This window comes from Pseudomonas sp. GT1P32 (genome assembly GCF_054897805.1).
In genome coordinates this window covers 2,918,144-2,939,689 of sequence record NZ_CM142704.1, presented here as the reverse complement: position 1 = coordinate 2,939,689, position 21,546 = coordinate 2,918,144, and the positions used below count along the sequence as shown (strand labels likewise).

Here is a 21,546-nt window from a genome sequence, read left to right as displayed (position 1 = left end):
AGCGACTATTGTTGTTCAAGTAAATGCGGGCACACTTGCGCAGTGTTTTTACGCTGGGGCATCTTTTAGCCCATTGGCTCGATGCAATCCAGTGGCGGCGGCAGATTATGCCCGAAGAGTCCGGTCAGGAGGTTGCTGGTTGTTTTTTCAACGGAATGTGCACGGGAGCGTCAACCAGATGAATGTACGACATCACACTCGGTCGAGCCTGCAGGTCGCAGCCTTGATGTTGCTGACCACGTTGCTGGCCGGTTGCGGCATCAACAATATTCCGACCCTCGACGAACAGGCCAAGGCCGCCTGGGGCCAGGTGCAAAACCAGTATCAGCGCCGCGCCGACCTGATCCCCAACCTGGTGGAAACCGTCAAGGGCTATGCGAAGCACGAGGAAGAAACCCTGACCGCGGTGATCGAAGCCCGGGCCAAGGCGACGTCCATTCAGGTGGATGCCAGCACCCTCGACAACCCCGAGAAACTCAAGCAGTTCCAGCAGGCGCAGGATCAGTTGACCGGCGCCTTGAGCCGTTTGATGGTGGTGTCCGAGCGTTACCCGGACCTCAAGGCCAACCAGAATTTTCTGGCGTTGCAATCGCAACTGGAAGGCACCGAGAATCGCATCGCCGTGGCGCGTCGCGACTTCATTCTCGCGGTGCAGAACTACAACACCGAAATCCGCACCTTCCCGGGCCGCTTGTGGCACACCGTGATGTACAGCGACTTGCCGATCCGCGAAACCTTTGAAGCCACCACCCCCGGTGCCGAGAAAGCGCCGCAAGTGAAGTTCTGACCGGCTTGAAGCATTACCACGGATGAGGTTGCCAATGCGCGTGTTGAATGTGGGCCTGGCGCTGTTGCTCTGGGTGTTTGCTGCCACGGCCCAGGCCGAGCTGAAGTTTCCGGAGTTGACCGGGCGGGTGGTGGACAACGCCGGGATGATCGAGCCGTCAGTGCGCGAGCAGGTGACGCAACAGCTCAATGCCCATGAAAAGGCCACTGGCGAGCAGTTGGTGGTGGTGACGGTGCCGGACTTGCAGGGCGCCGAGATTGCCGACTTCGGTTACCAACTCGGGCGCCACTGGGGCATCGGTCAGAAGGACAAGAACAATGGCGCGTTGCTGATCGTCGCCCGTGATGAGCGCAAGCTGCGGATTGAAGTCGGTTATGGCCTGGAAGATCGCCTGACCGATGCGCAGAGTTCGGTGATCATCCATCAGGTGATCACCCCGGCGTTCAAGACCGGAAACTTCAGCAAGGGCATCAGCGACGGGGTCGCGGCGATGCTGGTGGTGTTGGGCGGCAGCCCGCTGGATGAACCGTCGACTATTTATGAGTCGGGCGGCGATCAGGACGGTGATTTTGTTTCCCGACACCCAGGAATTTTCGTGTTTCTGGTGGTGCTGTTCATCCTGACGATATTCGTCTTGCAGATGTTCGGGATTCTGCCGGCGGGTCGAGGCGGGTCGGGCGGTTCGAGTGGTGGTTTCGGCGGTGGAGGTTTTGGGGGCGGCGGTGGAGGCGGGGGCTTCAGCGGCGGTGGGGGCAGTTTCGGGGGCGGCGGTTCGTCGGGCGGCTGGTGATAACAATAATGAACGAGCACTTTAAGACATGGCATTACTGACTGAACACGAACAACGCAAAGTCGCCGAGGCAATCGCCCGGGTCGAGCGCGACACCGACGCCGAGCTGGTGACGGTGCTTGCAGCCCGCGCCGACGACTATGCGTACATCCCGCTGCTATGGGCCAGCCTGCTGGCGCTGGTGGTGCCGGGTGTCGTGCATTATTTGACCGGCTGGCTGACCATGCACAGCCTGCTGCTGGTGCAATGGCTCACCTTCATCGTGCTGTGCCTGGTGTTCCGCATTCCGAAAGTCACCACGCACCTGATCCCGCGCTCGGTGCGTCACTGGCGCGCCTCGAACCTGGCGCGCCGGCAGTTCCTGGAGCAAAACCTGCACCACACCGTGGGCAGCACCGGCATGCTGATTTTCGTCTGCGAGGCCGAGCGCTATGTGGAAATCCTGGTGGACGAAGGGATTTCCAAACGGCTGGATAACAAAAACTGGGACGCCATTGTGGCGGCGTTCACCCAGCAGGTGAAACAGGGGCAGACGTTGCAGGGCTTTGTGACGTGCGTGGAAGCGTGCGGTGAGCTGCTCAAGGTGCACGTGCCGGTGACGCATGTGCGCAATGAGTTGCCGAATCGGTTGGTGGTTCTAGGCTAGTCGCGACGCATTCCCCTGTGGGAGCGAGCCTGCTCGCGATGGTCGTCAACGATAACGCGGGGTTACTGGATACTCGCGGTGCTCTTTAGTCCATCGCGAGCAGGCTCGCTCCCACAGGGGAATGCGTTCACATGCTGAACCGTTCGGGAAATTACCCGTGCCCTCAATCCTTATCCCCCCTAAAATACCCGCCATTCCCGATTCGCTCCGCCCGAGGCCGTTTTTTTCATGTCAGTCATTGCCACTTCCGCCAGCCTCGCGCCGGATCACCACGCCCAGTTCATCGACCTGCTGCAAACCAGCCTCGACGCCAATGCCTTCATCAAGCTGGTGCTGGCCAAGTACGTCGGCACCGAAGCGGATCTGCAACGGCTGATCATCAAGCAACTGACGGTCAAGGATCAGCCTTGCCTGTCCTTCGTCTACCGCTACAAAACCCGCGACATCACCAAGAACCTGCCGCTGGCCGAGGGCGTGGCGACCATCGCCGCGTTGCTGCCGGCCTCGTTCAAAAATGCGCATTTGTTATCGCTGACCGACGAAGCCCAGCTCGAATACAGCAAAAAGGGCAAGTCTTCGCTGTTCAAGAGCAAACCTCAGCAATTGCGTGAAGTGCCGTCCGCGGAGCACAACCGCGAGAAAAACCGCTTCCTAGACCTCAGCCGGCCGTTCCTCGCCGACCTCGGTGTGACCAACAGCAAGCACGAGCTGATCCCGGCGATGTCGCGCAAGTGGAAGCAGATCAACAAGTTCATCGAAGTCTTCAGCCATGCGCTGACCACCTCACCGCTGGCACTGGACAAACCGGTGCGGGTCGCAGATTTCGGTTCGGGCAAGGGCTACCTGACGTTTGCGATTCACGACTACCTGCGCAACACCTTGAACGCCGAAGGCGAGGTGACCGGCGTCGAGCTGCGTGAAGAAATGGTCAACCTGTGCAACGCCGCCGCCGCGAAACTGGAACACCCGGGGCTGGTGTTCAAGTGCGGTGACGTGCGCAGTGTGGCGCCGAGCGAGCTGGACGTGATGATCGCGCTGCATGCCTGCGACATCGCCACTGATTATGCGATCCACACCGGCATTCGTTCCGGCGCGTCGATCATCATGTGCTCGCCGTGCTGCCACAAGCAGATCCGCCTGCAAATCCAGAGCCCGGCGCTGCTCAAGCCGATGCTGCAATACGGTTTGCACCTGGGTCAGCAAGCGGAAATGGTCACCGACAGTTTGCGTGCGTTGTTCCTTGAAACCTGCGGTTACGAAACCAAGGTGTTCGAGTTCATCTCACTGGACCATACCAACAAGAACAAGATGATCCTGGCGGTCAAACGCGCCGAGCCGGTGGACCCGGCCCAGTTGTTGGTGAAGATTCAGGAGCTGAAGGATTTCTACCACATCACCGAACATTGCCTGGAAACCCTGCTGCGCGCTGACAACTACCTCTGAAACACCTTGTAGGAGCCGGCTTGCCGGCGATGGCGATTTCACGGACGCCATCGCCGGCAAGCCGGCTCCTACAGGGTTGAGTTGTGTCAATGCATTCGGGGGCGGTCAGAGTTACGTGGTGGCTATGCGGGCAGGTTTGACCGCGGTTTTGCGTCCGAGCATCACGGTAACAATCACCCCGGCAGCAAACAGCCAGGTGATCGGCTCGATGTGTTCACCGAAGAACAACGCCGAAAACGCGATGGTGAAGAAGATCTGCAACAGCTGGATCTGACTGACCCGGGCAATGCCACCCATGGCCAACCCGGCGTACCAGGCGAAGAAGCCAATGAACTGCGAGAACAGCGAAACATAACCAAACGCCCACCAGGTCTTGGCCGAAATTTCGCCCTGGTGTTGCAGCGCCAGGTACACCACCGGTCCGATCAACAGCGGCGTCGACAGCACCAGCGCCCAGCAGATCACCTGCCAGCCGCCCATCTCCTTGGCCAAGCGCCCCCCTTCGGCATACCCCAGACCGCCCACGGCAATCGCGCCGAGCATCAGCAGATCCCCGGCCTGAATGCTCCCGGCACCGCTGATCAACGCGTAACCCAGCACCAGCGCACTGCCCAGCGCGGCGCAGGCCCAGAAGGCTTTCGACGGGCGTTCGTGGGACAACCACGCGGCGTACAGCGCCACGCACAAGGGTTGCAGGCCGTTGACCAGTGCGCCGTGGGACGCGGGCAAGGTTTGCATGGCCCAAGCGGATAAAACCGGGAAGCCAAGGATCACGCCGGCGATCACCAGCGTCAGGCCTTTGACTTGTTTCCAGGTCGGCCATTTTTCCCTGCGCCACAGCAACAACAGCGCCGCCGGAACCGCCGCGAACAACGCACGACCGAGGCCGTTGAGCAACGGATGGAGCTCCTGCACGACGATCCGTGTGAAGGGCAGGGTCAGGCTGAAAATCACAACGCCGAGCAGGCCGAGGGCCATGCCGGTGTTTTCGCGCGTGGACATGATGGGAACCAGAATTCAGGGTGGCGGGAAGTGTCTTCATCTAGCCATAAATCCGGTGGCGGCCGCTGTTACAGCTAGGTGCAGAGTTATCCGTACAGTTGAGGACGCCTTCGCGGGCAAGCCTCGCTCCTACAGGGATCACGCATAACCTGTAGGAGCGAGGCTTGCCCGCGAAGAACGATAACGCCGTAGTAGCTGGTTATTACCCGACCCTCTGGATAACGACTACCTTGAATACTCCTGCCTATTTCCCAGAGGAGTCCTCCCCATGGCTGCCAAGAAAATCCTGATGCTGGTCGGCGATTACGTCGAAGACTACGAAGTGATGGTGCCGTTCCAGGCACTGCTGATGGTTGGTCACACGGTGCACGCGGTGTGCCCGGACAAATCCGCCGGCCAGACCGTGCGTACGGCGATCCACGACTTCGAAGGCGACCAGACCTACAGCGAAAAGCCTGGCCATCTGTTTGCCTTGAACTTCGATTTTGCCAAGGTCGCTGAAGCCGACTACGACGCGCTGCTGATCCCCGGCGGTCGTGCCCCGGAATACCTGCGCCTGAACGAAAAAGTCCTGGACCTGGTGCGTGCCTTCGACAAGGCCGGCAAACCGATCGCCGCCGTGTGCCACGGTGCGCAATTGCTGGCGGCGGCGGGAGTTCTGGAAGGTCGCGAATGCAGCGCCTACCCGGCTTGCGCACCGGAAGTACGCTTGGCCGGTGGAACGTTCATCGATATCCCGGTGACGGAAGGTCACGTTCAGGGCAATCTGGCCACTGCTCCGGCCTGGCCGGCCCACCCGAGCTGGCTCGCCGGTTTTCTCGGGTTGCTGGGCACCAAAATCACGCTGTAACGAGGGACTTTTTCATGTGCGAGCTCTACGTCAAGGCCGACCCGATCCTCTATGAATCGCGCTCCCGCTCGCTGCGCATCTGCGGGGTGGTCACCACCCTGCGGCTGGAGAATCAGTTCTGGGACATCCTCAGCGAAATCGCCGAGGTCGACGGCATGACCACCAACCAGTTGATCGCCAAGCTGTATGAAGAGGTGATGGATTACCGCGGGGAAGTGGTGAACTTTGCTTCGTTCTTGCGGGTGAGTTGTACGCGGTATTTGTCGCAACGGCGGGTGGCTGCTCCGGAGCTGTCGGTGGTGCGAACCGCTGTGAAATAACTTGGACCGCGTCGCCCCATTCGCGGGCAAGCCTCGCTCCTACAGGGGATCGCATACCACCGTAGGAGCGAGGCTTGCCCGCGAAGGCGTCAGATCAGGCATTACAAAAAACAGGATCAGAAGAACCGCGTCACGCTCACCTTGGCATTGCGCCCCTGGCTCCACGCACGATCACCGCTCAGCGCCGGCCGGTAGTTTTCGTTGAACAGGTTGTCGACCGTCAGATTGACCTCGGTACCTTTCAGGTAAGCCTGTTGCGGTTTCCAGTTGGCGAACAACCCCTGAACGTTGTAGCGCTCGTTGGCGAACTGGTTGTAGAACGCGTCCCCCACACTGTTTTTGCTGGCACCGTATTTGTCGCTCGGCAGGCGGTCGGTCTTGCGTACGAACTCGCCCTGCCAGCCAACCTGGGCATCCCAACTCGGGATTTTCACACCCAGCGTGGCATTCCATTTCGCTGGCGGAATGTCCCGTGCCCAAACGTCCGGTCCCCACGGGTTGGTGTACGCCCCTTCGTGTTTGCCGGTGAACCACGCATAGGACAGCGAGCCAAACAGGTAGGTGGAATCGTAGAAGCTTTCCACTTCAAAGCCTTTGATGGTCAGCCCGCCAATGTTGCGGTAATTGCCCATCGGGCCAGAGCCCTTGCAGTCTGTGGCGATGGTGCCGCCCTTGATCGCCTGGTTTTCGCAGCCGACACCGGTGGCCTTGAAAATTTCGTCGTCGATCTTGTTGCGCATCAGCGTGGTGCGAATCTGCACGCTGTCGTGGTCGGCGAACACGTTGGAGAAGCTGCTGATGTTACCGGCACGCCAACCGGTGATGCGTTCCCGGTCGAGGTCGACGCTGGTGGCGGTGCGGCTGCCAGTACCCTGGACTTCGTACTGCTCGTCGATGACCGGTGCGCGCCAGGTTTTGCTGTAGTCGACAAAGAACCCGACATTGGGCGTGACCCTCCAGAACGCCGACAGGCGCGGCGACCAGCCGGCGTAGGTCTGGTTGCTGTAATCGTGGCCGAACGACGGGTTCGGGTTGGTGTAGACCGACGCTTCGTTTTCCTCGCCACGGTTGCGCACATGGTCGTAGCGCAGGGACGGCGTGAGGGTGAAGTCGCCCAAAGTGATGGCGTCCTTCAAATAGGCGCTGTTGGTGTCGACCTTGCCTTGGGGCATGAAGCTGGGCTGGAAATAGCCGTAGTTGTAACTCGCCACTTCGTAGGTCTTGCCCGGCATCCACATTTCGGTGTCGCGGCTGTGCTTGCGGATTTCCACACCGCTGGTGACTGCGTGGGCCAGGTCGCCGGTGTCGAAGAGGCTGATGTTGCGCAACTCGACGATGCGGTCCTTGTAGGCGGTTTCCATCTTGCGTCCGCCGGTGGACGTCTGGAAAAACGCCGTGGCATCGCGCTCGTCGGTCTGGTCGGTGTGGGATTCCGAGTAAGTCAGCTCGAGGTCGACCAAGCGGTTCTCCAGCGGCTGGTAGCGGTACTTGGTCGACCAGGTAGTATCGATGGTTTCGCGATTGGCCAGAAAACGTTTCAGGGCATTTTTGTAGCCGTATTGCTTGATGTTTTGACTGGTCGGCGGGGTCGGGTAACTGGTCGAGGAAAAGGGTGTCCAGCGTTCGCTTTCGGAGTGCGAGTACGACAGGCCGACACTGTGCTCATCGTTGAGGCGCAGGTTGAGTTTGAACAGTTGGCCGTCCAGATCCTGGGCGCTGTTGGGCAGGCGCTTGGGGTTGATCGGGAAGCGGTTTTCCGGATCTGGGGTGGTGCCCGCCAGCTTCATGTCGTCGCCATCGCGCTTGGTCAGGTACAACAAGGCGTCGGCACGGCCATCGTCGGTGCGACCGAACAGCGCCGAGCTGTAGATTTGTTGATGGTCGTTGCTGGCGTAACCGTATTTGACCATGGCGCCGCTGTTGCGCCCGTCCTGAAGCAAGTCCGGGGCGTTCTTGGTTTCCATGTGCACGGTGCCGCCGAAACCACCGTTGCCGGTGAACACCGAGTGCGGGCCTTTTTCCACTTCAATGCGCTTGATCAGCTCCGGCTCGATGAACACCGTGCCTTGCTGGTAGCGCTCGAAGCCGCTTTTGGTCGCGCCGTCCACCGTCAGCGGTACGTCCTCGGCATCGCCCAGGCCCCAGATGTTGATGGTCTGGCCGCCGGGTTTCATCGAACCGCCCATGCTCACGCCGGGCAAGGTCGCCAGCAGGCTGGGAATGTTGCTCGGTTGGCGCCGATCGATATCGGTTTGGGTCAGGGTCGAGCGGCCGACAGTGCTGGAATCGACCTCGGTGCCGCTGCCGATCACGCTCAAGGCGTCGAGCTGAATCCCTTCGCTGCTGCTGGTAACCGGCTCGGCCGGGCGCACCACGTAAGTCTGATTGACCTTGATCAGACTGAACGGGCTGTTGTCGAGCAATTGGCGTATCGCCGCTTCCGCGCTGAAGTCGCCATCGAGGGCCGGCGCCTTGAGGTTGCGCAACTGCGCCTCGTCGAACAGCAACTGAATCTTCGCCTGCTGGGCAATCTGGCTCAGCGATGTGGCCAGCGGTTGCGCCGGCAGATGCAGGTTGATCGACTCGGCATGGGCTTGCAGGCTGAGCGCCAGGCATGCGGCGAGCAGGGTCGGTCGAAGGCAGGTGAGCGGATAAGGCGAAGACACGCGAAACATTGAATCCCCCGGGGCGGCTAAAAGGCCAAAAAGGTGTGCGTAAGGAACGCAGACCGGAGGAAGACGCGGCAGCCAAAAAAAACCTCACATGCGAATGAAAAATATTCTCATGTGAGATGTTTCAACGTGCTTCGATGCGCAACTGGCCGTCAGCGAGGGCGACGGTTTTCACCGGGATCAGCGCTGGCAGGGCGTTGAGCAGCGCATCGGGATCAGTGACATCGAGGTTGCCGGACACCTTGAACCGCCCCAGTTTCGGATCGGCCAGCAGTACCGGGCGGGCGCGATACAGGTTCAACTCGTCGACCAGGCTCGCCAGTTCCCGATTGCGAAACGCCAGGTGCCCGCTGCGCCAGTCGGCCACTTGCCCGTCGGCCAGGGTCTGCTGTTGCAGGGCGCCGCTGGCGAGGTCAACCGTGGCTTGCTGTTGGGCGCCGAGCATCACTTGCGTCTTGCTGCTCGGGGCAAACGCGACCTGGCCATGGGCGACACTCACCACCAGTTGCTTTTCGCCGCGCCGCACATCGAAACCGGTGCCGACCACGCGCACCGTGGCATCGCCCGCATGCACCCACAGCGGGCGCTCCTTGTCGGGGGCGACGTCGAGATAGAGCTGGCCCTGTTCGAGATAGAGCTGACGTTGCTGGCCAGTGAAATCAATGCGCAGCCGCGTATTGGCATTGACCGACAAGGTGCTGCCGTCCGGCAGGTTGAACGTCCGCGCGCCTTGGGACTGGGCGGCAATCTGTTGCTGATAGACACCGCGGGGCGTGCCGAGGCTGAACGCCAGCACGGCACACACCAGCGCCGCCGCGACGGCCAGGGACGGACGCCAGGCATTGGATTTACGGCGCGGAGTGAGGGGCAGCGGTTTGTTCAGTTCCCGGAGTTCGGCCAGGTCGGTCCACAGGTGTTCGAAGGCGTGGTAAGCCTTGGCCTGCTCGGGCACGCTCAGCCACTGTTCGAACGCCTTGCGATGAGCATCGCTGTGATCTTCGCGGTTGCGCACAAACCACACGGCCGCCTGGGCCTCGATGCTGTCATCCGGCAGGTCGCTGTCAATGTCGTGAGGGCCGTTCATTCTGGCTGCTCCATGCCGTTGTCGTGATCCAGGCGTTGCTTGCAATGCAGCAGGGCGATGGCGATGTGTTTTTCCACCATGCTCAGGGAAATGCCCATGCGCTCGGCAATCTGCGCCTGACTCAGGCCTTCGAAGCGGTGCAGCATAAGGGCTTCGCGGCGACGTGGCGAGAGTTCGGCGAGCACACTTTTAAGCTGTTCCAGACGTTGCATGCGTTGGGCTCCGGCCATCGGGTCATGATGGTCGTCAGAGACGGGTTCCGGCTCGGTGTCGTGACTTGGGTGCACGAGGTTGCGCACCTTCTGCCGACGCCAGTGATCACGCAGCAGGTTGCGCGCCATTTGAAACAGGAACGCCCGCGGCTGCTCGACCTTGGCCCGGTCGTTGTAATCCAGCCATTGGGTGAAGACGTCCTGCGTCATGTCCGCCGCGTCGCTGGGGTTATCCGTGCGTTTGCGCAGGTAATGCAGGATGTCCCCGTAGAACCGGCGAAAGAAATCAGCCGACAACGGGTCGGGCGTGAGGCGAGGCATGGATATCCTTCTTGACGACGCGCAGTGCAGAAAGTCGCGAATGATATCGAGAATTATTACTATTTGTCTTGTGGCAAATGCGGGATTTTGTTCGACAGTGGCTAAACCGTGCAGACGGTCTTTACTGTCAGGCAACTTTCGTTGAACGGTCTACAGGAGCAGCATCATGTCTGGATGGTATGAGTTGAGCAAAACCAGCAACGGCCAGTTTCGCTTCGTGCTGAAAGCGGCGAATGCCGAAACCATTCTGAACAGCGAGCACTACACCACTCGCAGCGCCGCCGAAAACGGCATCGCCTCAGTGCAGAAGAATAGCCCGCTGGATGAGCGCTACGAGAAAAAGACCACCAAGGATGGCCATCCGTATTTCAACCTCAAGGCCGCCAACCACGAGATTATCGGCAGCAGCGAGGCCTATTCTTCCGAGGCTGCGCGGGAAAAAGGCATCGCCAGCGTGAAGGCCAACGGCCCGACCACGGTGATCAAGGACAAGACCCTACCGGTGCTCTAAAAAACCACACAAAACCCTTGTAGGAGCCGGCTTGCCGGCGATGGTGTGTCAGCTACACAGGTGTCGACTGACACACCATCGCCAGCAAGCTGGCTCCTACAGGGTTTGGTGATCAACGCAACGCGTTCAACAAGCCTTGCAACTGACTCCGCCCAGCCTCACCGAGAGGAAACACCGGCAACCGTGGATCGCCCACTTCCAACCCGGTCGCACGCAAGCCGGCCTTGATCGTTGCCGGCAAGCCACCCTTCAAAATGAAGTCCAGCAACGGCAACTGGCGATAGAACAGTTCACGCGCCTTGCTCAAATCATTGGCCAATACAGCTTCATACAAATCAAGATTGAGCTGCGCAATCAGGTTCGGCGCCGCCGTGCACCAGCCTTTCGCCCCGGCGGCAAACGCCTCCAAAGCCAGCGGATTACAGCCGTTGTAGAACGGCACCTGACCTTCGCCGAGCCGTTGCAGTTGGTGCATGCGCTGGATGTCGCCGGTGCTCTCCTTGACCATGGTTACGTTGTCCACGGCGTTGACGATGCGCAGGATCAGGTCGACCGACATGTCCGTGCCGCTGGTGGCCGGGTTGTTGTAGAGCATGATCGGTACGCCGATGCTGTCACCGATGGCGCGGTAATGGGCGAGGATTTCCGCTTCGCTGAGTTTCCAGTAAGACGTCGGCAAGACCATCACCACGTCGGCGCCATGGGCTTCGGCGAAACGTGCGCGGCGTACGGCTTTGGCGGTGGTCAGGTCGGATACGCTGACGATGGTCGGCACCCGTTTGGCCACGTGCTTGATGCTGAACTCGCTGACCTGGTCCCACTCCGCGTCGCTCAGGTAAGCGCCTTCGCCGGTGCTGCCCAGCGGCGCGATCGAGTGGACGCCGTCGTCGATCAGACGGTCGATGGAACGTCCGAGCGCGTCGAGATCAACGCCTTCGCCATTGGCGGTGAACGGGGTGATGGTGTAGCCGATGATGCCGTGAATCGTTGGGGTCGACATGGCGACGCTCCTCTTGAAAATGCGTGGGTTCAGTTCAGGCAATCGGCGTGTTGGCGCAGGTTTTGCCGAGCGTAGTAGTTGAACGCAGCGCCATGGCGCTTGGGTTTCGAGATCCAGTCATGGGCTTCACGGCCCAGTTCCGGAATGATCGGTTTGATGGTCCCGGCGCTCATGGCCAACAGTTGCAGCTTCGCGGCGCGCTCGATCAGTTGCGCGATCACGCAGGCTTCCTCGATGGTCGTGCCGGTGGACAACTGGCCATGGTGAGAGAGCAGGACCGCACGCTTGTCGCCGAGGGCGCCGGCAATCAGTTCGCCTTCTTCGTTACCGACCGGCACACCCGGCCAGCCTTCGAGAAACGCGCAATCGTCGTAGAGCGGGCAGAGGTCCATGTGGGAAATCTGCAGCGGCACTTCGAGCATCGACAGCGCCGCGACGTGCGTCGGGTGCGTGTGAATGATGCAGTTCACGTCCGGTCGGGCGCGGTACACCCAACTGTGGAAACGGTTGGCCGGGTTGGGCATGCCGTGACCTTCAAGCACTTCCAGGTCTTCGTTGACCAGCAGCAGGTTGCTGGCGGTGATTTCGTCGAAACCCAGGCCCAGTTGTTGAGTGTAGTAAGTGCCGGGCTGCGGGCCACGGGCGGTGATCTGCCCGGCCAGGCCGGAGTCGTGGCCGTTCTCGAACAGAATGCGGCAGGTCAGGGCCAGCTTTTGCCGGTCGGTCCACGTATTATCTGCCAGGGTATTTTGCATCTGGGTCAGCGCTTGCTTGACCAGTTGCTCTTTGGGTAATGCTAAGGTCTTGGCCATATCGGTGTCCTTTGGGTGGTTCAATGGACGTCGGATTTGCCGTTCACTCGTTGCTCGCAAGGCCTTGGTGAATGCAAATGACACAAATGATGCTATATGACACTTTGTGTCATTGGCAAGGATGAATCGTTGCCTCCTCGATGGATTAATCGTTCTGCATGTCTATCCGTTTGAAATTACTGAGAAAAAAATTGGGCGTGACGCTTGAGGCCCTGGCTGAAAAATCCGGGATGACCAAGAGCTATCTGTCGAAAGTCGAGCGCGGGTTGAATACGCCGTCCATCGCGGCTGCGCTGAAGCTGGCCAAGGCGCTGAATGTCAAGGTCGAGGAATTGTTCTCCGAAGACAGCGTCAGCCTCGACAGCTACAGCCTGGTGCGCAGCCATGAGCGTCAGTCGCTGGCGGCCAATGATGAGAGCCTCGGCTATGCGGTGCTGGCGCATCAGGTGAGTGAGCGCAGTCTGCTGCCGTTCATCATTTATCCGCCGTTCGAATTCGCGGACAAAACCTTCAAGGAACACTTGGGGGAGGAGTTTCTGTTTGTCCACGAAGGGCAGGTGGAAGTGGACTTCATGAACGAGCGCGTGCTGCTCGAACGCGGTGATGCGCTGCACTTCAATGCGCAGAAACCGCACCGGATCCGCTCGGTGGGCGAGGTTCAGGCGCAGTTGCTGGTGGTGGTGCATAGCGCTGAGGAGTGAGCTGCATAAGTCGGCACTTTCGCAAACACCGCGGCCCCCTGTAGGAGCCAGCTTGCTGGCGATGGCGTACGGTCAGCCAATGCAGATGTTGACTGACCCACCGCCATCGCCAGCAAGCTGGCTCCTACAGGACCGTTGTTAGACCTCGACGGGAACGGTCAGCTTCGGGCTGCCCAACGCATGCGTCTTCGAATCAAAAAACCGCAGCTCCGATCCGGTCCCCTCAAACACCTTCGCGTAATGCCGCTTCTGATGCTGGATAAACGCCTTGCTGCGCGGATAAATCGAAATCGCCACCACCTTGGGTTTCGCCTGGCGCAGCGCATGAATGATGTGGCTGTCCTGCTCGCCCAGCGCATGCCCGAAGACGCACAACCCTTCCGCATGCCCCAATAACTGGTCATAGCAAAACGACAAATAATCCGAGCTGCGGATGGTCTTGAGCTTGTCTGCGCTCGGCCCTTCGTTCACAAACAGCGGCACGTCATCCAGCGTCTTGATCGTGTTGTTGATCGCAAAACTGCCCAGCAGCGTGCCTTCGGTCGACATCAGTTTGCGCGCCGTGCCGTCCTGATTGCGCACCAGATGCAAACCGCCGTGCAGGTACAGCAGACGGGTTTTATCGGTCGCCGTGGCGCTCAAATCAAACCCCGGCTCGGCACCCTGGAACAGGTCGGTGATCGCATTCGGCTGGTGCTGGATTGCCCAGTAGTTGAGCAAGTCGTAATTGGTGGTGAACACCGTCCGGTAACGGCCCAGTTCCTGATTGATCGTCGCCAATGTCGAAGGCACCACCAGTCGCCACGGGATGTGCACCGCGTGCACGGTGTTGATCAGCGCTTCCTTGATCGCGTAGTAGCGATTGCGCGGCGCGGCGGAGCTGACGGCCAGGGCCTTGTTCACCCGGCTGGTGGTTTTCAGCGCACCCAGCACCTGCTCGAAACTGCGCGTTTGCATTGCGTCGAACACGCTGAGCTCGGACTGGCTCAGGGGTTTTTCTTCGACGGTACGGGCGTTTTCGAACAGCGAGTCGTAGCCGAAATCGTCCCAGACCGCGCGGCTGGCGCCGTTGCCCACCAGCAGGCCGCTGATCGAGGCGGTGGCGCGCAAGGCGTTCCAGTCTTCAAGCTGGGCATCGACATCCTGGAAATCGGTCATTGCGGTCGTCGTCTCAAAAAGCAAAAGGTCGGATGGGCGGCGACTTTATCACGACCCGGACTTGAGCCAGATCAAGTTAACGCCGGGCCGATGGGTCGATCCTGTGGGTATCCGCCGGATCGAACCGCCGATACGGCCCAGACCTGGAGATTCGCCATGAGCAGCACGTTTTTCATCCCCTCCGTGAACATCATGGGTATTGGTTGCCTCGACGAGGCCATGGACGCCATCGGCAAGTACGGTTTTAAAAAGGCGCTGATCGTCACCGACGCCGGGCTGGCCAAGGCGGGCGTGGCTGCGATGATCGCCGAGAGGCTGGCAATGAAAGACATCGACTCGGTCATCTTCGACGGCGCCAAGCCCAACCCGAGCATCGCCAACGTCGAGAGCGGGCTGGGCCTGCTCAAGGAAAGTCGCTGTGATTTCGTGGTGTCGCTGGGCGGTGGTTCGCCCCACGACTGCGCCAAAGGCATCGCATTGTGCGCGACCAATGGCGGGCAGATCCGTGACTACGAAGGCGTCGACCAATCCGAGAAGCCGCAACTGCCGTTGATCGCCATCAACACCACCGCTGGCACCGCCAGTGAGATGACGCGTTTCTGCATCATCACCGACGAATCCCGTCACGTGAAAATGGCCATCGTCGACCGCAACGTCACGCCGCTGCTGTCGGTCAACGACCCGGCGCTGATGGTCGCCATGCCCAAAAGCCTGACCGCGGCCACCGGCATGGACGCGCTGACCCACGCCATCGAAGCCTACGTGTCCACCGCTGCCAACCCGATCACCGATGCCTGCGCGCTGAAGGCGATGACGCTGATCAGCAGCAACCTGCGCCTGGCCGTGCGCGATGGCAGCGATCTGGCCGCGCGGGAAAACATGGCTTACGCACAGTTCCTCGCGGGCATGGCGTTCAACAATGCGTCCCTTGGCTACGTGCATGCCATGGCCCACCAGTTGGGTGGTTTCTACGACTTGCCCCATGGCGTTTGTAACGCCGTGCTGTTGCCGCATGTGCAAAGCTTCAACGCGCTGGTGTGCGCCGAACGCCTGACCGACGTGGCCCACGCAATGGGCGCCGATATTCGCGGCTTCAGCCCGGAAGAGGGCGCGCAGGCAGCCATCACGGCGATCCGCAGCCTGGCCAGGGATGTGGAAATCCCCGCCGGGTTGCGTGAACTCGGCGCCCGGCTCAACGACATCCCGACGCTCGCCAGCAACGCCTTGAAAGACGCGTGCGGCGTGACCAACCCACGTGCAGCGGATCAGCGGCAGATTGAGGAGATTTTCCGCAGCGCGTTCTAAGCGGTTTTACGGCCGGGCGCGATGATCACGCAGAGCATCGCGCCCAGGGCCAGCAACGTGCATAACAGTGACAACGGCCATGCCTGCTGGCTGGCGATCAGGCTCGCGATACCACCAATGACGGCAGCCATCAGTTGATGGATGAACCCGCTCAACGCCATCGCATAGGCACCGCCGACCGGCGAACCGTCGTTGGCCAGCGACAGGCTGATCGGGTAATTCAACGACTGGCCGAACACCGCTACGCAGTAGGGCAACCAGAACAACAGCGCAATCGAAGTGCCGGCGATGCTCCCCAGCAACATCACCGCGCTGCCGGCCAGCACCAGACCGTTGACCGCCAATGCCCCGAGAAAATACCCCGCGCTGATGGGCCAGCCCAACAGCCCGTATTCCACAGCCGACCAGTTGAACGGTCCTTGCAGTATCAGTGGCGCCGCGGTGTTGAAGGCGATGATCACCCCATAACCCAGCCCACCGGTGAGCGCCGGCAGCAGAAAGGCCCTATCACGCAGAATGCGCCAATAGCTCGGCCACGCGGACGACTGAACGGTGTCTTCCACCCGCACCGGGAACGTGACCCGTGCCACGACCATCGCCAGCAACAGACTCACACTGCCCAGCAGGTAGAAAATCGCCGGCCAGCCCAACGCGACCTGGATGACCGACCCCAGATATTGGCCGATCCCTAGCGCCACCACGAAAGAAATCGAAAGCCAGGACAGCGCTTTGGCCAACAGGTCGCCACGAAAACTGTCACGGATCAACACCCGGGCCATGACCGAAATCCCGCTGGCGCCGATGCCCTGAACCAGTCTGAAAAAGAGAAAGGATTCCAGCGTCTGGCCCAAGGGCAGCGCAAGGTTGCCCACCCCATAAATACCAAGCGCCGCCAGCAGCACCGGTTTTCGGCCTATACGCTGACCAAGGCTGCCCCAGAACAACATTGGCAGCGCCATGCCGATCAGATACACGGCCAGTCCCCACGAAACCTGCGAGGCGTCGGCAGACAGATATCGAGCCATCTCCGGCAGCGCCGGCAGGTAAATGCTCATGCCTAACTGCGCGAGAAAAACCGTGCTGCAGGTGACGAGGAGGGTGGTGCTGCTCTTCATGAATATTCCCTGGTTTCAGTCGCTGACATCTCCGGCGTGTGAGTGCAACAGCTCGGTCACGCGTTCACAAAACTGGCGAATCAGCACCGGCTCCATGTCGGCACGCAGAGTGATTCTGATCGCAGCATTACCTTGTGCAACCACCGGAAAAAATACGGCTGAGGTAAAGAATCCGTGATTCGCCAGTTCGATGGCAACGCTATTGGCCAGCGACGCTTTACCGCAGCGAATCAATCGAATGGCCATGTTGCTGCCGCATTGTGCGGTTCGAATCAGCGTGTCAAAGAGCCGGATATTAACCTGAAGTTTTTCCTGCAATGCAGCGAACTCCGGTGTGCGATGCAACTGGATGGACGCTCTGCCCGCACCAATCGCTGCACTGTTCAGACTTTGCGACCAATTGCTGGGGCCGCCATAACGCTGAATGAGGGTCTTGTGTCGGTCGCTGCCGAGCATCACCAGTCCACCACTGGCGCCAAACGATTTGGCCAGGGACGCGACGATCAGGCTGTCTTCATCAAGGGCGTTCATCCAGGGACGGACGAGGCCGGCGCCGAAGGTTCCAACCGCTGAAAGTGCGTGGGAATCATCCAGATAGAGAAACAGCCCATAGCGTTCCTTAAGGTACAAAAGACTGTTCATGTCTGCGACTCCGCCCATGCTGTACGCACCGTCGGCGATGTACGCAACGTTGGCGTGTCGTTTACACAGGTCTTCGACGAAATCCATATCGTTGTGCGGGCACGTCACCACTCGGGTTTCATCCGCACACGCCGATTTCAAGTGGTTCATCGAGTAATGGGCCAGTCGGTCGAAAGCCATCAGCGGAGGCTGGTTTTGCGTAAATACGCCACTGGCGAGCATCGGCAGTATCCCTGCACTCGCGGCGCTGCACGACAGGGTGCTCAGGCAGGTAGCCCCGAACAACTCCGACAGTTCGCTTTCGTACCGCTCCAAAGCGGCCAACTTACAGCGGTTCTTTGAGTTGGCAATGCGCAACGTGCCGACTTCCCGCAACGCAGTCATGGCGCCTTCAAGCAGGGCGGGATGATGATCCAGTCCTAAATAGGACGTGGTACAGAAGTGGTGAAACGAACGCCCGAACTGATCAACCATCTGGTTTGGGCTTTTGACCTCAACATTAAGCCCTGCAATTTTCCCGGCTTCAGCGGTTTCCCAGTCGTGATCGGCTAGGGAGACGAGTTTTCGAAAGTTGGTGAAGGTGTTTGCCGCGTGCGCTGTCTGGTCCATGTGTGCGTTTCTTTCCTTGAGTGCGAAGCGATCCATCGCTTTGAAGCGAACGGTGTACGTTTCCAGACTTTACAGCGTGTGGTCAGGGGCTTTGAATCAGCCGTTTCCGGTACAGCTGAGTGTTACAAGAGATAAATGTGTAGGGCGATGCCTCGTGAGGTTGTGGGTCAATTGCTTTGCCGAGTTGCACAAAAACCGGGCTATCCTCCCGACTCAGCCCCCCCAAACCATCGAGCCCTCCATGCTGCAAAAAAGCCTGATCCGCCGTCTCGATCTGATGACCCTTCAGCTATTTGTCGCCGTCCACGAAGAAGGCACGCTGACCCGTGCCGCTGCGCGCGAAGCGATTGCGGTGTCGGCGGCGAGCAAGCGGTTGATGGAGTTGGAGGAGGCGCTGGGCATCAGTCTGTTTGTGCGTCAGGCCAAAGGCATGACCCTGACTCCGGCCGGCGAAACCCTGTTGCACCACGCTCGGCAGATGTTGTTCAACGTCGAGAAAATGGGCCTGGAGTTGGGTGAGCACAGCCACGGTATTCGCGGCTATGTGCGGATGCTCGCCAACCTGTCGGCGATCATTCAATTCCTGCCGGAAGACCTGCGGGATTTTTCCGAACGTCATCCGCAGGTCAAGACCGACCTCGAAGAACGCCCCAGCAGCGGGGTGATTCAAGGGGTGCTGGATGGCGTGGCGGACCTTGGGATCTGTTCCAGCGACAGCGATGTGAAAGGTCTGCACAGCGTGCTGTATCGCCAGGACAAACTGGTGGTGCTGATGTTGCCGGATCATCCCTTGGCCAGCCGTTACAGCCTGGCGTTCGCCGATACGCTGGACAGCGATTACGTCGGCCTGCACGCCGCCAGTTCCATCAACATGCGCACCCACGCGGCCGCGCGTCAGGCGGGCAAAGTGCTGCGGCTGCGGATTCATGTGCCGGGGTTCGATGCGATGTGCCGGATGGTCCAGGCCAACATGGGCATCGGGATTTTGCCGCAGAAGGCTTACGAGTTGTTTGGCCGGGCGCTGGGTTTGCATGCGGTGCCGTTGACGGATGACTGGTCGGATCGGGCGTTGATTATCGTCGTGCGCGATGAAGCGGCGTTGTCGCCGGTGAGCCGGATGTTGTTTGAGCAGTTGCGCGGGGTGGTCTGATCATTCTCGATTGGATGGGCCGGCCTCTTCGCGGGCAAGCCTCGCTCCTACGGGTTATGCGTGATCCTTGTAGGAGCGAGGCTTGCCCGCGAAGGCGGTCCTGAGGTCGCGGCAATTCCTCTACCGACCGTTCGCGTTTGGCGAACGCCCGTTGCCAACTGAAGGTTGGATTCCATTCCCCTCGCTCCTCTAGCCTTGGCGCATATTCCAAGAATAAGAGGTACCCCGCGATGACTGCCCCCCTGAGCGCAATCAAAGTGATCGAAATCGGCACGCTGATCGCCGCGCCGTTCGCCGCCCGCATGCTCGCCGAGTTCGGCGCCGAAGTGATCAAGATCGAAGCCATGGGCCAAGGCGACCCCCTGCGCAAATGGCGCAAACTGCACGAGGGCACCTCGCTGTGGTGGTACCTGCAATCGCGCAACAAGAAGTCCCTGGCGCTGAATCTGAAATCCCCCGAAGGCATCGAACTGGTCAAGCAACTGGCGACCAGCGCCGACGTGCTGATCGAAAACCTGCGCCCCGGTGCCCTGGAAAAACTCGGTCTGGGCTGGGACGTGCTGCACGCGCTCAATCCCAACCTGACGCTGGTTCGCATATCCGGTTACGGCCAGACCGGCCCGTACCGCGACCGCCCGGGTTTCGGCGCTATCGGCGAAGCGATGGGCGGGATTCGCTACACCACCGGCACCCCCGGTTCGCCACCGGCGCGGGTCGGTGTCAGCCTCGGCGATTCCCTGGCGTCTTTGCACGCGGTGATCGGTGCGTTGATGTCGCTGCTGCGGGTCAAGACCGGGCAGGGCGGTGGGCAAGTGGTCGATGTGTCGCTGGCTGAAAGCGTGTTCAATGTCATGGAAAGCCTGGTGCCGGAATACGACATGCTCGGTCATGTGCGTGAACGCAGCGGTGGCGCCTTGCCCGGCATCGCGCCGTCCAACACCTACCTGACAGCCGATGGCGCCTACGTGGTGATCGCCGGCAACAGCGACCCGATCTACAAGCGTTTGATGGACGTGATCGGTCGTCGCGATCTCGCCGAAGCGCCAGAGTTTGCCCACAACGACGGTCGTGCTTTGAAAAGTAACGTGCTCGACGCCGCCATCACCCACTGGACCAGCAGCCTGCCCATCGATGACGTGCTGGCGGCGCTGGAAGCCGCTGAAGTACCAGCCGGGCGCATCTATTCCGTGGCCGACATCGTCGCCGATCCGCACTATCAGGCGCGGGACATGTTGCTCAGCGCCGACCTGCCCGGCGGCGCGAAAGTGAAGATGCCGGGTATCGTGCCCAAACTTTCCGAAACCCCCGGCGGCGTGAACTGGTCGGGGCCGAGCCTGGGCCAGCACACCAACGGGATTCTCGCGGGGCTGGGCCTGACGGATGCGGACATCGAACGCCTGAAAACCCAAGGGGTGGTGCAATGATCACTGATTTTTCCGAGACCCTGATTGTTCAGGAAGTGTCGCCGCGCGACGGCTTGCAGATAGAGCCGACCTGGGTGGAAACGGTCGACAAAATCGCGTTGATCGATCAGCTGTCACTGGCTGGATTCAGCCGCATCGAAGCCGGCTCGTTCGTGTCGCCCAAGGCCATTCCCGCACTGCGCGATGGCGAGCTGGTGTTCAAGGGCATCACCCGCCAACCGGAGGTGATCTATGTCGCGTTGATTCCCAACCTCAAGGGCGCGCAACGGGCATTGGCGTGTCGCGCCGATGAGCTGAATCTGGTGATGTCCGCCAGCCAGACTCACAACCAGGCCAACATGCGCATGCGTTGCGAAGCTTCATTGGCCGCGTTCGGCGAAATCGTGCAATACGTGGGCGACACCCAAGTGCGACTGAACGGCAGCATCGCCACCACCTTCGGGTGCCCGTTCGAGGGCAAGATCGACGAGGACCGCGTGCTGCAAATCGTCGATGAATATCAGGAGCTCGGGATTCAGGGCGTCACCCTGGCCGACACCACTGGCATGGCCAATCCGCGGCAGGTGGATCGGCTGGTGCGGCGGGTGTTGCAGCGGGTTTCGCCAGCGGATTTGACCCTGCATTTCCACAACACCCGCGGCCTCGGTTTGTGCAACGTGCTGGCGGCTTACGAGGCGGGTGCCCGCCGTTTCGACGCGGCCCTCGGCGGGCTCGGTGGTTGCCCGTTCGCACCCGGTGCCTCGGGCAATATCTGCACTGAAGACCTGGTCAACCTGTGTGATGAAATTGGCATTCACACCGGCATTGATCTGCCGTTGTTATTGAAGTTGTCGCGAGGATTGCCTGCGCTGCTCGGCCACGAAGTCCCCGGCCAACTGGCCAAGGCCGGCCGCAATTGCGACCTGCACCCAAGCCCCTCCTGACCACACAAATCCCCCTGTAGGAGCCGGCTTGCCGGCGATGAGGGCTGCCCATCCAACATGGATGTTGCC

Annotated in this window: 21 protein-coding genes; 12 read left to right on the top strand and 9 right to left on the bottom strand. The window is 60.4% G+C overall.

Annotation, left to right across the window (positions count from 1 at the left end):
- The first annotated feature begins 178 nt into the window (after positions 1 to 178).
- The 4 genes from ACYZUC_RS13505 to ACYZUC_RS13490 all read left to right on the top strand — a co-directional run bounded on the left by ACYZUC_RS13505 (position 179) and on the right by ACYZUC_RS13490 (position 3,666).
- Positions 179 to 787, top strand: a complete 609-nt coding sequence (locus ACYZUC_RS13505) for a LemA family protein (protein ID WP_461996261.1) — start codon at positions 179 to 181, stop codon at positions 785 to 787.
- Positions 788 to 821: 34 nt separating this feature from the next.
- Positions 822 to 1,577: a TPM domain-containing protein gene (locus ACYZUC_RS13500; RefSeq protein WP_461996260.1), complete on the top strand. Its 756-nt coding sequence runs from the start codon at positions 822 to 824 to the stop codon at positions 1,575 to 1,577.
- Positions 1,578 to 1,605: 28 nt separating this feature from the next.
- The gene (locus tag ACYZUC_RS13495; protein WP_008025698.1) at positions 1,606 to 2,223 is read left to right on the top strand and encodes a TPM domain-containing protein; all 618 of its coding nucleotides are present in this window, start codon (positions 1,606 to 1,608) and stop codon (positions 2,221 to 2,223) included.
- Between the two features lie 228 nt (positions 2,224 to 2,451).
- Entirely contained in the window at positions 2,452 to 3,666 is a 1,215-nt protein-coding gene (locus ACYZUC_RS13490; RefSeq protein ID WP_461996257.1) for a class I SAM-dependent methyltransferase, read from the top strand.
- Between the two features lie 111 nt (positions 3,667 to 3,777).
- On the opposite strand, the gene ACYZUC_RS13485 is transcribed toward ACYZUC_RS13490, so the two are convergent.
- Positions 3,778 to 4,668 carry a DMT family transporter gene (locus tag ACYZUC_RS13485; RefSeq protein ID WP_461996255.1) on the bottom strand — a complete coding sequence of 297 codons (891 nt, stop codon included), beginning with the start codon at positions 4,666 to 4,668 and terminating at the stop codon, positions 3,778 to 3,780.
- 268 nt (positions 4,669 to 4,936) lie between these two features.
- Between ACYZUC_RS13485 and ACYZUC_RS13480 the strand changes: the two genes are divergently transcribed.
- On the top strand, positions 4,937 to 5,518 hold the full coding sequence (locus tag ACYZUC_RS13480) for a DJ-1/PfpI family protein (RefSeq protein WP_008025704.1): 582 nt from the start codon (positions 4,937 to 4,939) through the stop codon (positions 5,516 to 5,518).
- Between the two features lie 14 nt (positions 5,519 to 5,532).
- The gene (locus tag ACYZUC_RS13475; protein WP_090317308.1) at positions 5,533 to 5,838 is read left to right on the top strand and encodes a ribbon-helix-helix domain-containing protein; all 306 of its coding nucleotides are present in this window, start codon (positions 5,533 to 5,535) and stop codon (positions 5,836 to 5,838) included.
- Positions 5,839 to 5,954: 116 nt separating this feature from the next.
- Here ACYZUC_RS13475 and ACYZUC_RS13470 read toward each other — a convergent pair whose 3' ends face one another.
- The 3 genes from ACYZUC_RS13470 to ACYZUC_RS13460 form a co-directional block, all read right to left on the bottom strand.
- A complete protein-coding gene (locus ACYZUC_RS13470; protein WP_461996254.1) occupies positions 5,955 to 8,513 on the bottom strand; it encodes a TonB-dependent receptor in 2,559 nt (852 codons plus the stop codon).
- Between the two features lie 121 nt (positions 8,514 to 8,634).
- Positions 8,635 to 9,594 (bottom strand): FecR family protein, encoded by a 960-nt coding sequence (locus ACYZUC_RS13465; protein WP_461996252.1) that lies wholly within the window; start codon positions 9,592 to 9,594, stop codon positions 8,635 to 8,637.
- Entirely contained in the window at positions 9,591 to 10,127 is a 537-nt protein-coding gene (locus ACYZUC_RS13460) for an RNA polymerase sigma factor (RefSeq protein ID WP_461996250.1), read from the bottom strand. Before ACYZUC_RS13460 ends, ACYZUC_RS13465 begins: the two co-directional genes overlap by 4 nt.
- A gap of 166 nt (positions 10,128 to 10,293) precedes the next feature.
- Between ACYZUC_RS13460 and ACYZUC_RS13455 the strand changes: the two genes are divergently transcribed.
- On the top strand, positions 10,294 to 10,638 hold the full coding sequence (locus ACYZUC_RS13455; protein ID WP_226298757.1) for a YegP family protein: 345 nt from the start codon (positions 10,294 to 10,296) through the stop codon (positions 10,636 to 10,638).
- 112 nt (positions 10,639 to 10,750) lie between these two features.
- Here the strand turns inward: ACYZUC_RS13455 and ACYZUC_RS13450 are convergent, their stop codons facing one another.
- Both ACYZUC_RS13450 and ACYZUC_RS13445 read right to left on the bottom strand, forming a co-directional pair.
- Positions 10,751 to 11,638 (bottom strand): dihydrodipicolinate synthase family protein, encoded by an 888-nt coding sequence (locus tag ACYZUC_RS13450; RefSeq protein WP_461996248.1) that lies wholly within the window; start codon positions 11,636 to 11,638, stop codon positions 10,751 to 10,753.
- A 29-nt stretch (positions 11,639 to 11,667) separates the two neighbouring features.
- A complete protein-coding gene (locus tag ACYZUC_RS13445; protein WP_461996246.1) occupies positions 11,668 to 12,450 on the bottom strand; it encodes an aldolase in 783 nt (260 codons plus the stop codon).
- A gap of 158 nt (positions 12,451 to 12,608) precedes the next feature.
- Here ACYZUC_RS13445 and ACYZUC_RS13440 point away from each other — a divergent pair, with 158 nt between their 5' ends.
- Positions 12,609 to 13,151: a helix-turn-helix domain-containing protein gene (locus ACYZUC_RS13440; protein ID WP_461996244.1), complete on the top strand. Its 543-nt coding sequence runs from the start codon at positions 12,609 to 12,611 to the stop codon at positions 13,149 to 13,151.
- 138 nt (positions 13,152 to 13,289) lie between these two features.
- On the opposite strand, the gene ACYZUC_RS13435 is transcribed toward ACYZUC_RS13440, so the two are convergent.
- Complete coding sequence (locus tag ACYZUC_RS13435; RefSeq protein WP_461996243.1) at positions 13,290 to 14,309, bottom strand: DUF4917 family protein; 1,020 nt, start codon at positions 14,307 to 14,309, stop codon at positions 13,290 to 13,292.
- Positions 14,310 to 14,465: 156 nt separating this feature from the next.
- On the opposite strand from ACYZUC_RS13435, the gene yiaY reads away from it, so the two are divergent.
- A complete protein-coding gene (gene yiaY / locus ACYZUC_RS13430) occupies positions 14,466 to 15,614 on the top strand; it encodes an L-threonine dehydrogenase (RefSeq protein WP_461996242.1) in 1,149 nt (382 codons plus the stop codon).
- On the opposite strand, the gene ACYZUC_RS13425 is transcribed toward yiaY, so the two are convergent.
- Positions 15,611 to 16,729, bottom strand: coding sequence for an MFS transporter (locus tag ACYZUC_RS13425; protein ID WP_461996240.1), 1,119 nt, complete (start codon positions 16,727 to 16,729; stop codon positions 15,611 to 15,613). The genes yiaY and ACYZUC_RS13425 overlap by 4 nt on opposite strands.
- 15 nt (positions 16,730 to 16,744) lie before the next feature.
- A complete protein-coding gene (locus tag ACYZUC_RS13420; protein WP_461996238.1) occupies positions 16,745 to 17,980 on the bottom strand; it encodes an aminotransferase class I/II-fold pyridoxal phosphate-dependent enzyme in 1,236 nt (411 codons plus the stop codon).
- A gap of 241 nt (positions 17,981 to 18,221) precedes the next feature.
- Between ACYZUC_RS13420 and ACYZUC_RS13415 the strand changes: the two genes are divergently transcribed.
- The 3 genes from ACYZUC_RS13415 (at position 18,222) to ACYZUC_RS13405 (ending at position 21,477) form a co-directional block, all read left to right on the top strand.
- Positions 18,222 to 19,130 carry a LysR family transcriptional regulator gene (locus tag ACYZUC_RS13415; RefSeq protein WP_461996237.1) on the top strand — a complete coding sequence of 303 codons (909 nt, stop codon included), beginning with the start codon at positions 18,222 to 18,224 and terminating at the stop codon, positions 19,128 to 19,130.
- A 230-nt stretch (positions 19,131 to 19,360) separates the two neighbouring features.
- Positions 19,361 to 20,554, top strand: a complete 1,194-nt coding sequence (locus ACYZUC_RS13410; protein ID WP_461996235.1) for a CaiB/BaiF CoA transferase family protein — start codon at positions 19,361 to 19,363, stop codon at positions 20,552 to 20,554.
- Positions 20,551 to 21,477: a hydroxymethylglutaryl-CoA lyase gene (locus tag ACYZUC_RS13405; RefSeq protein ID WP_461996234.1), complete on the top strand. Its 927-nt coding sequence runs from the start codon at positions 20,551 to 20,553 to the stop codon at positions 21,475 to 21,477. The genes ACYZUC_RS13410 and ACYZUC_RS13405 overlap by 4 nt, the downstream gene beginning before the upstream one ends.
- Positions 21,478 to 21,546 lie beyond the last annotated feature (69 nt).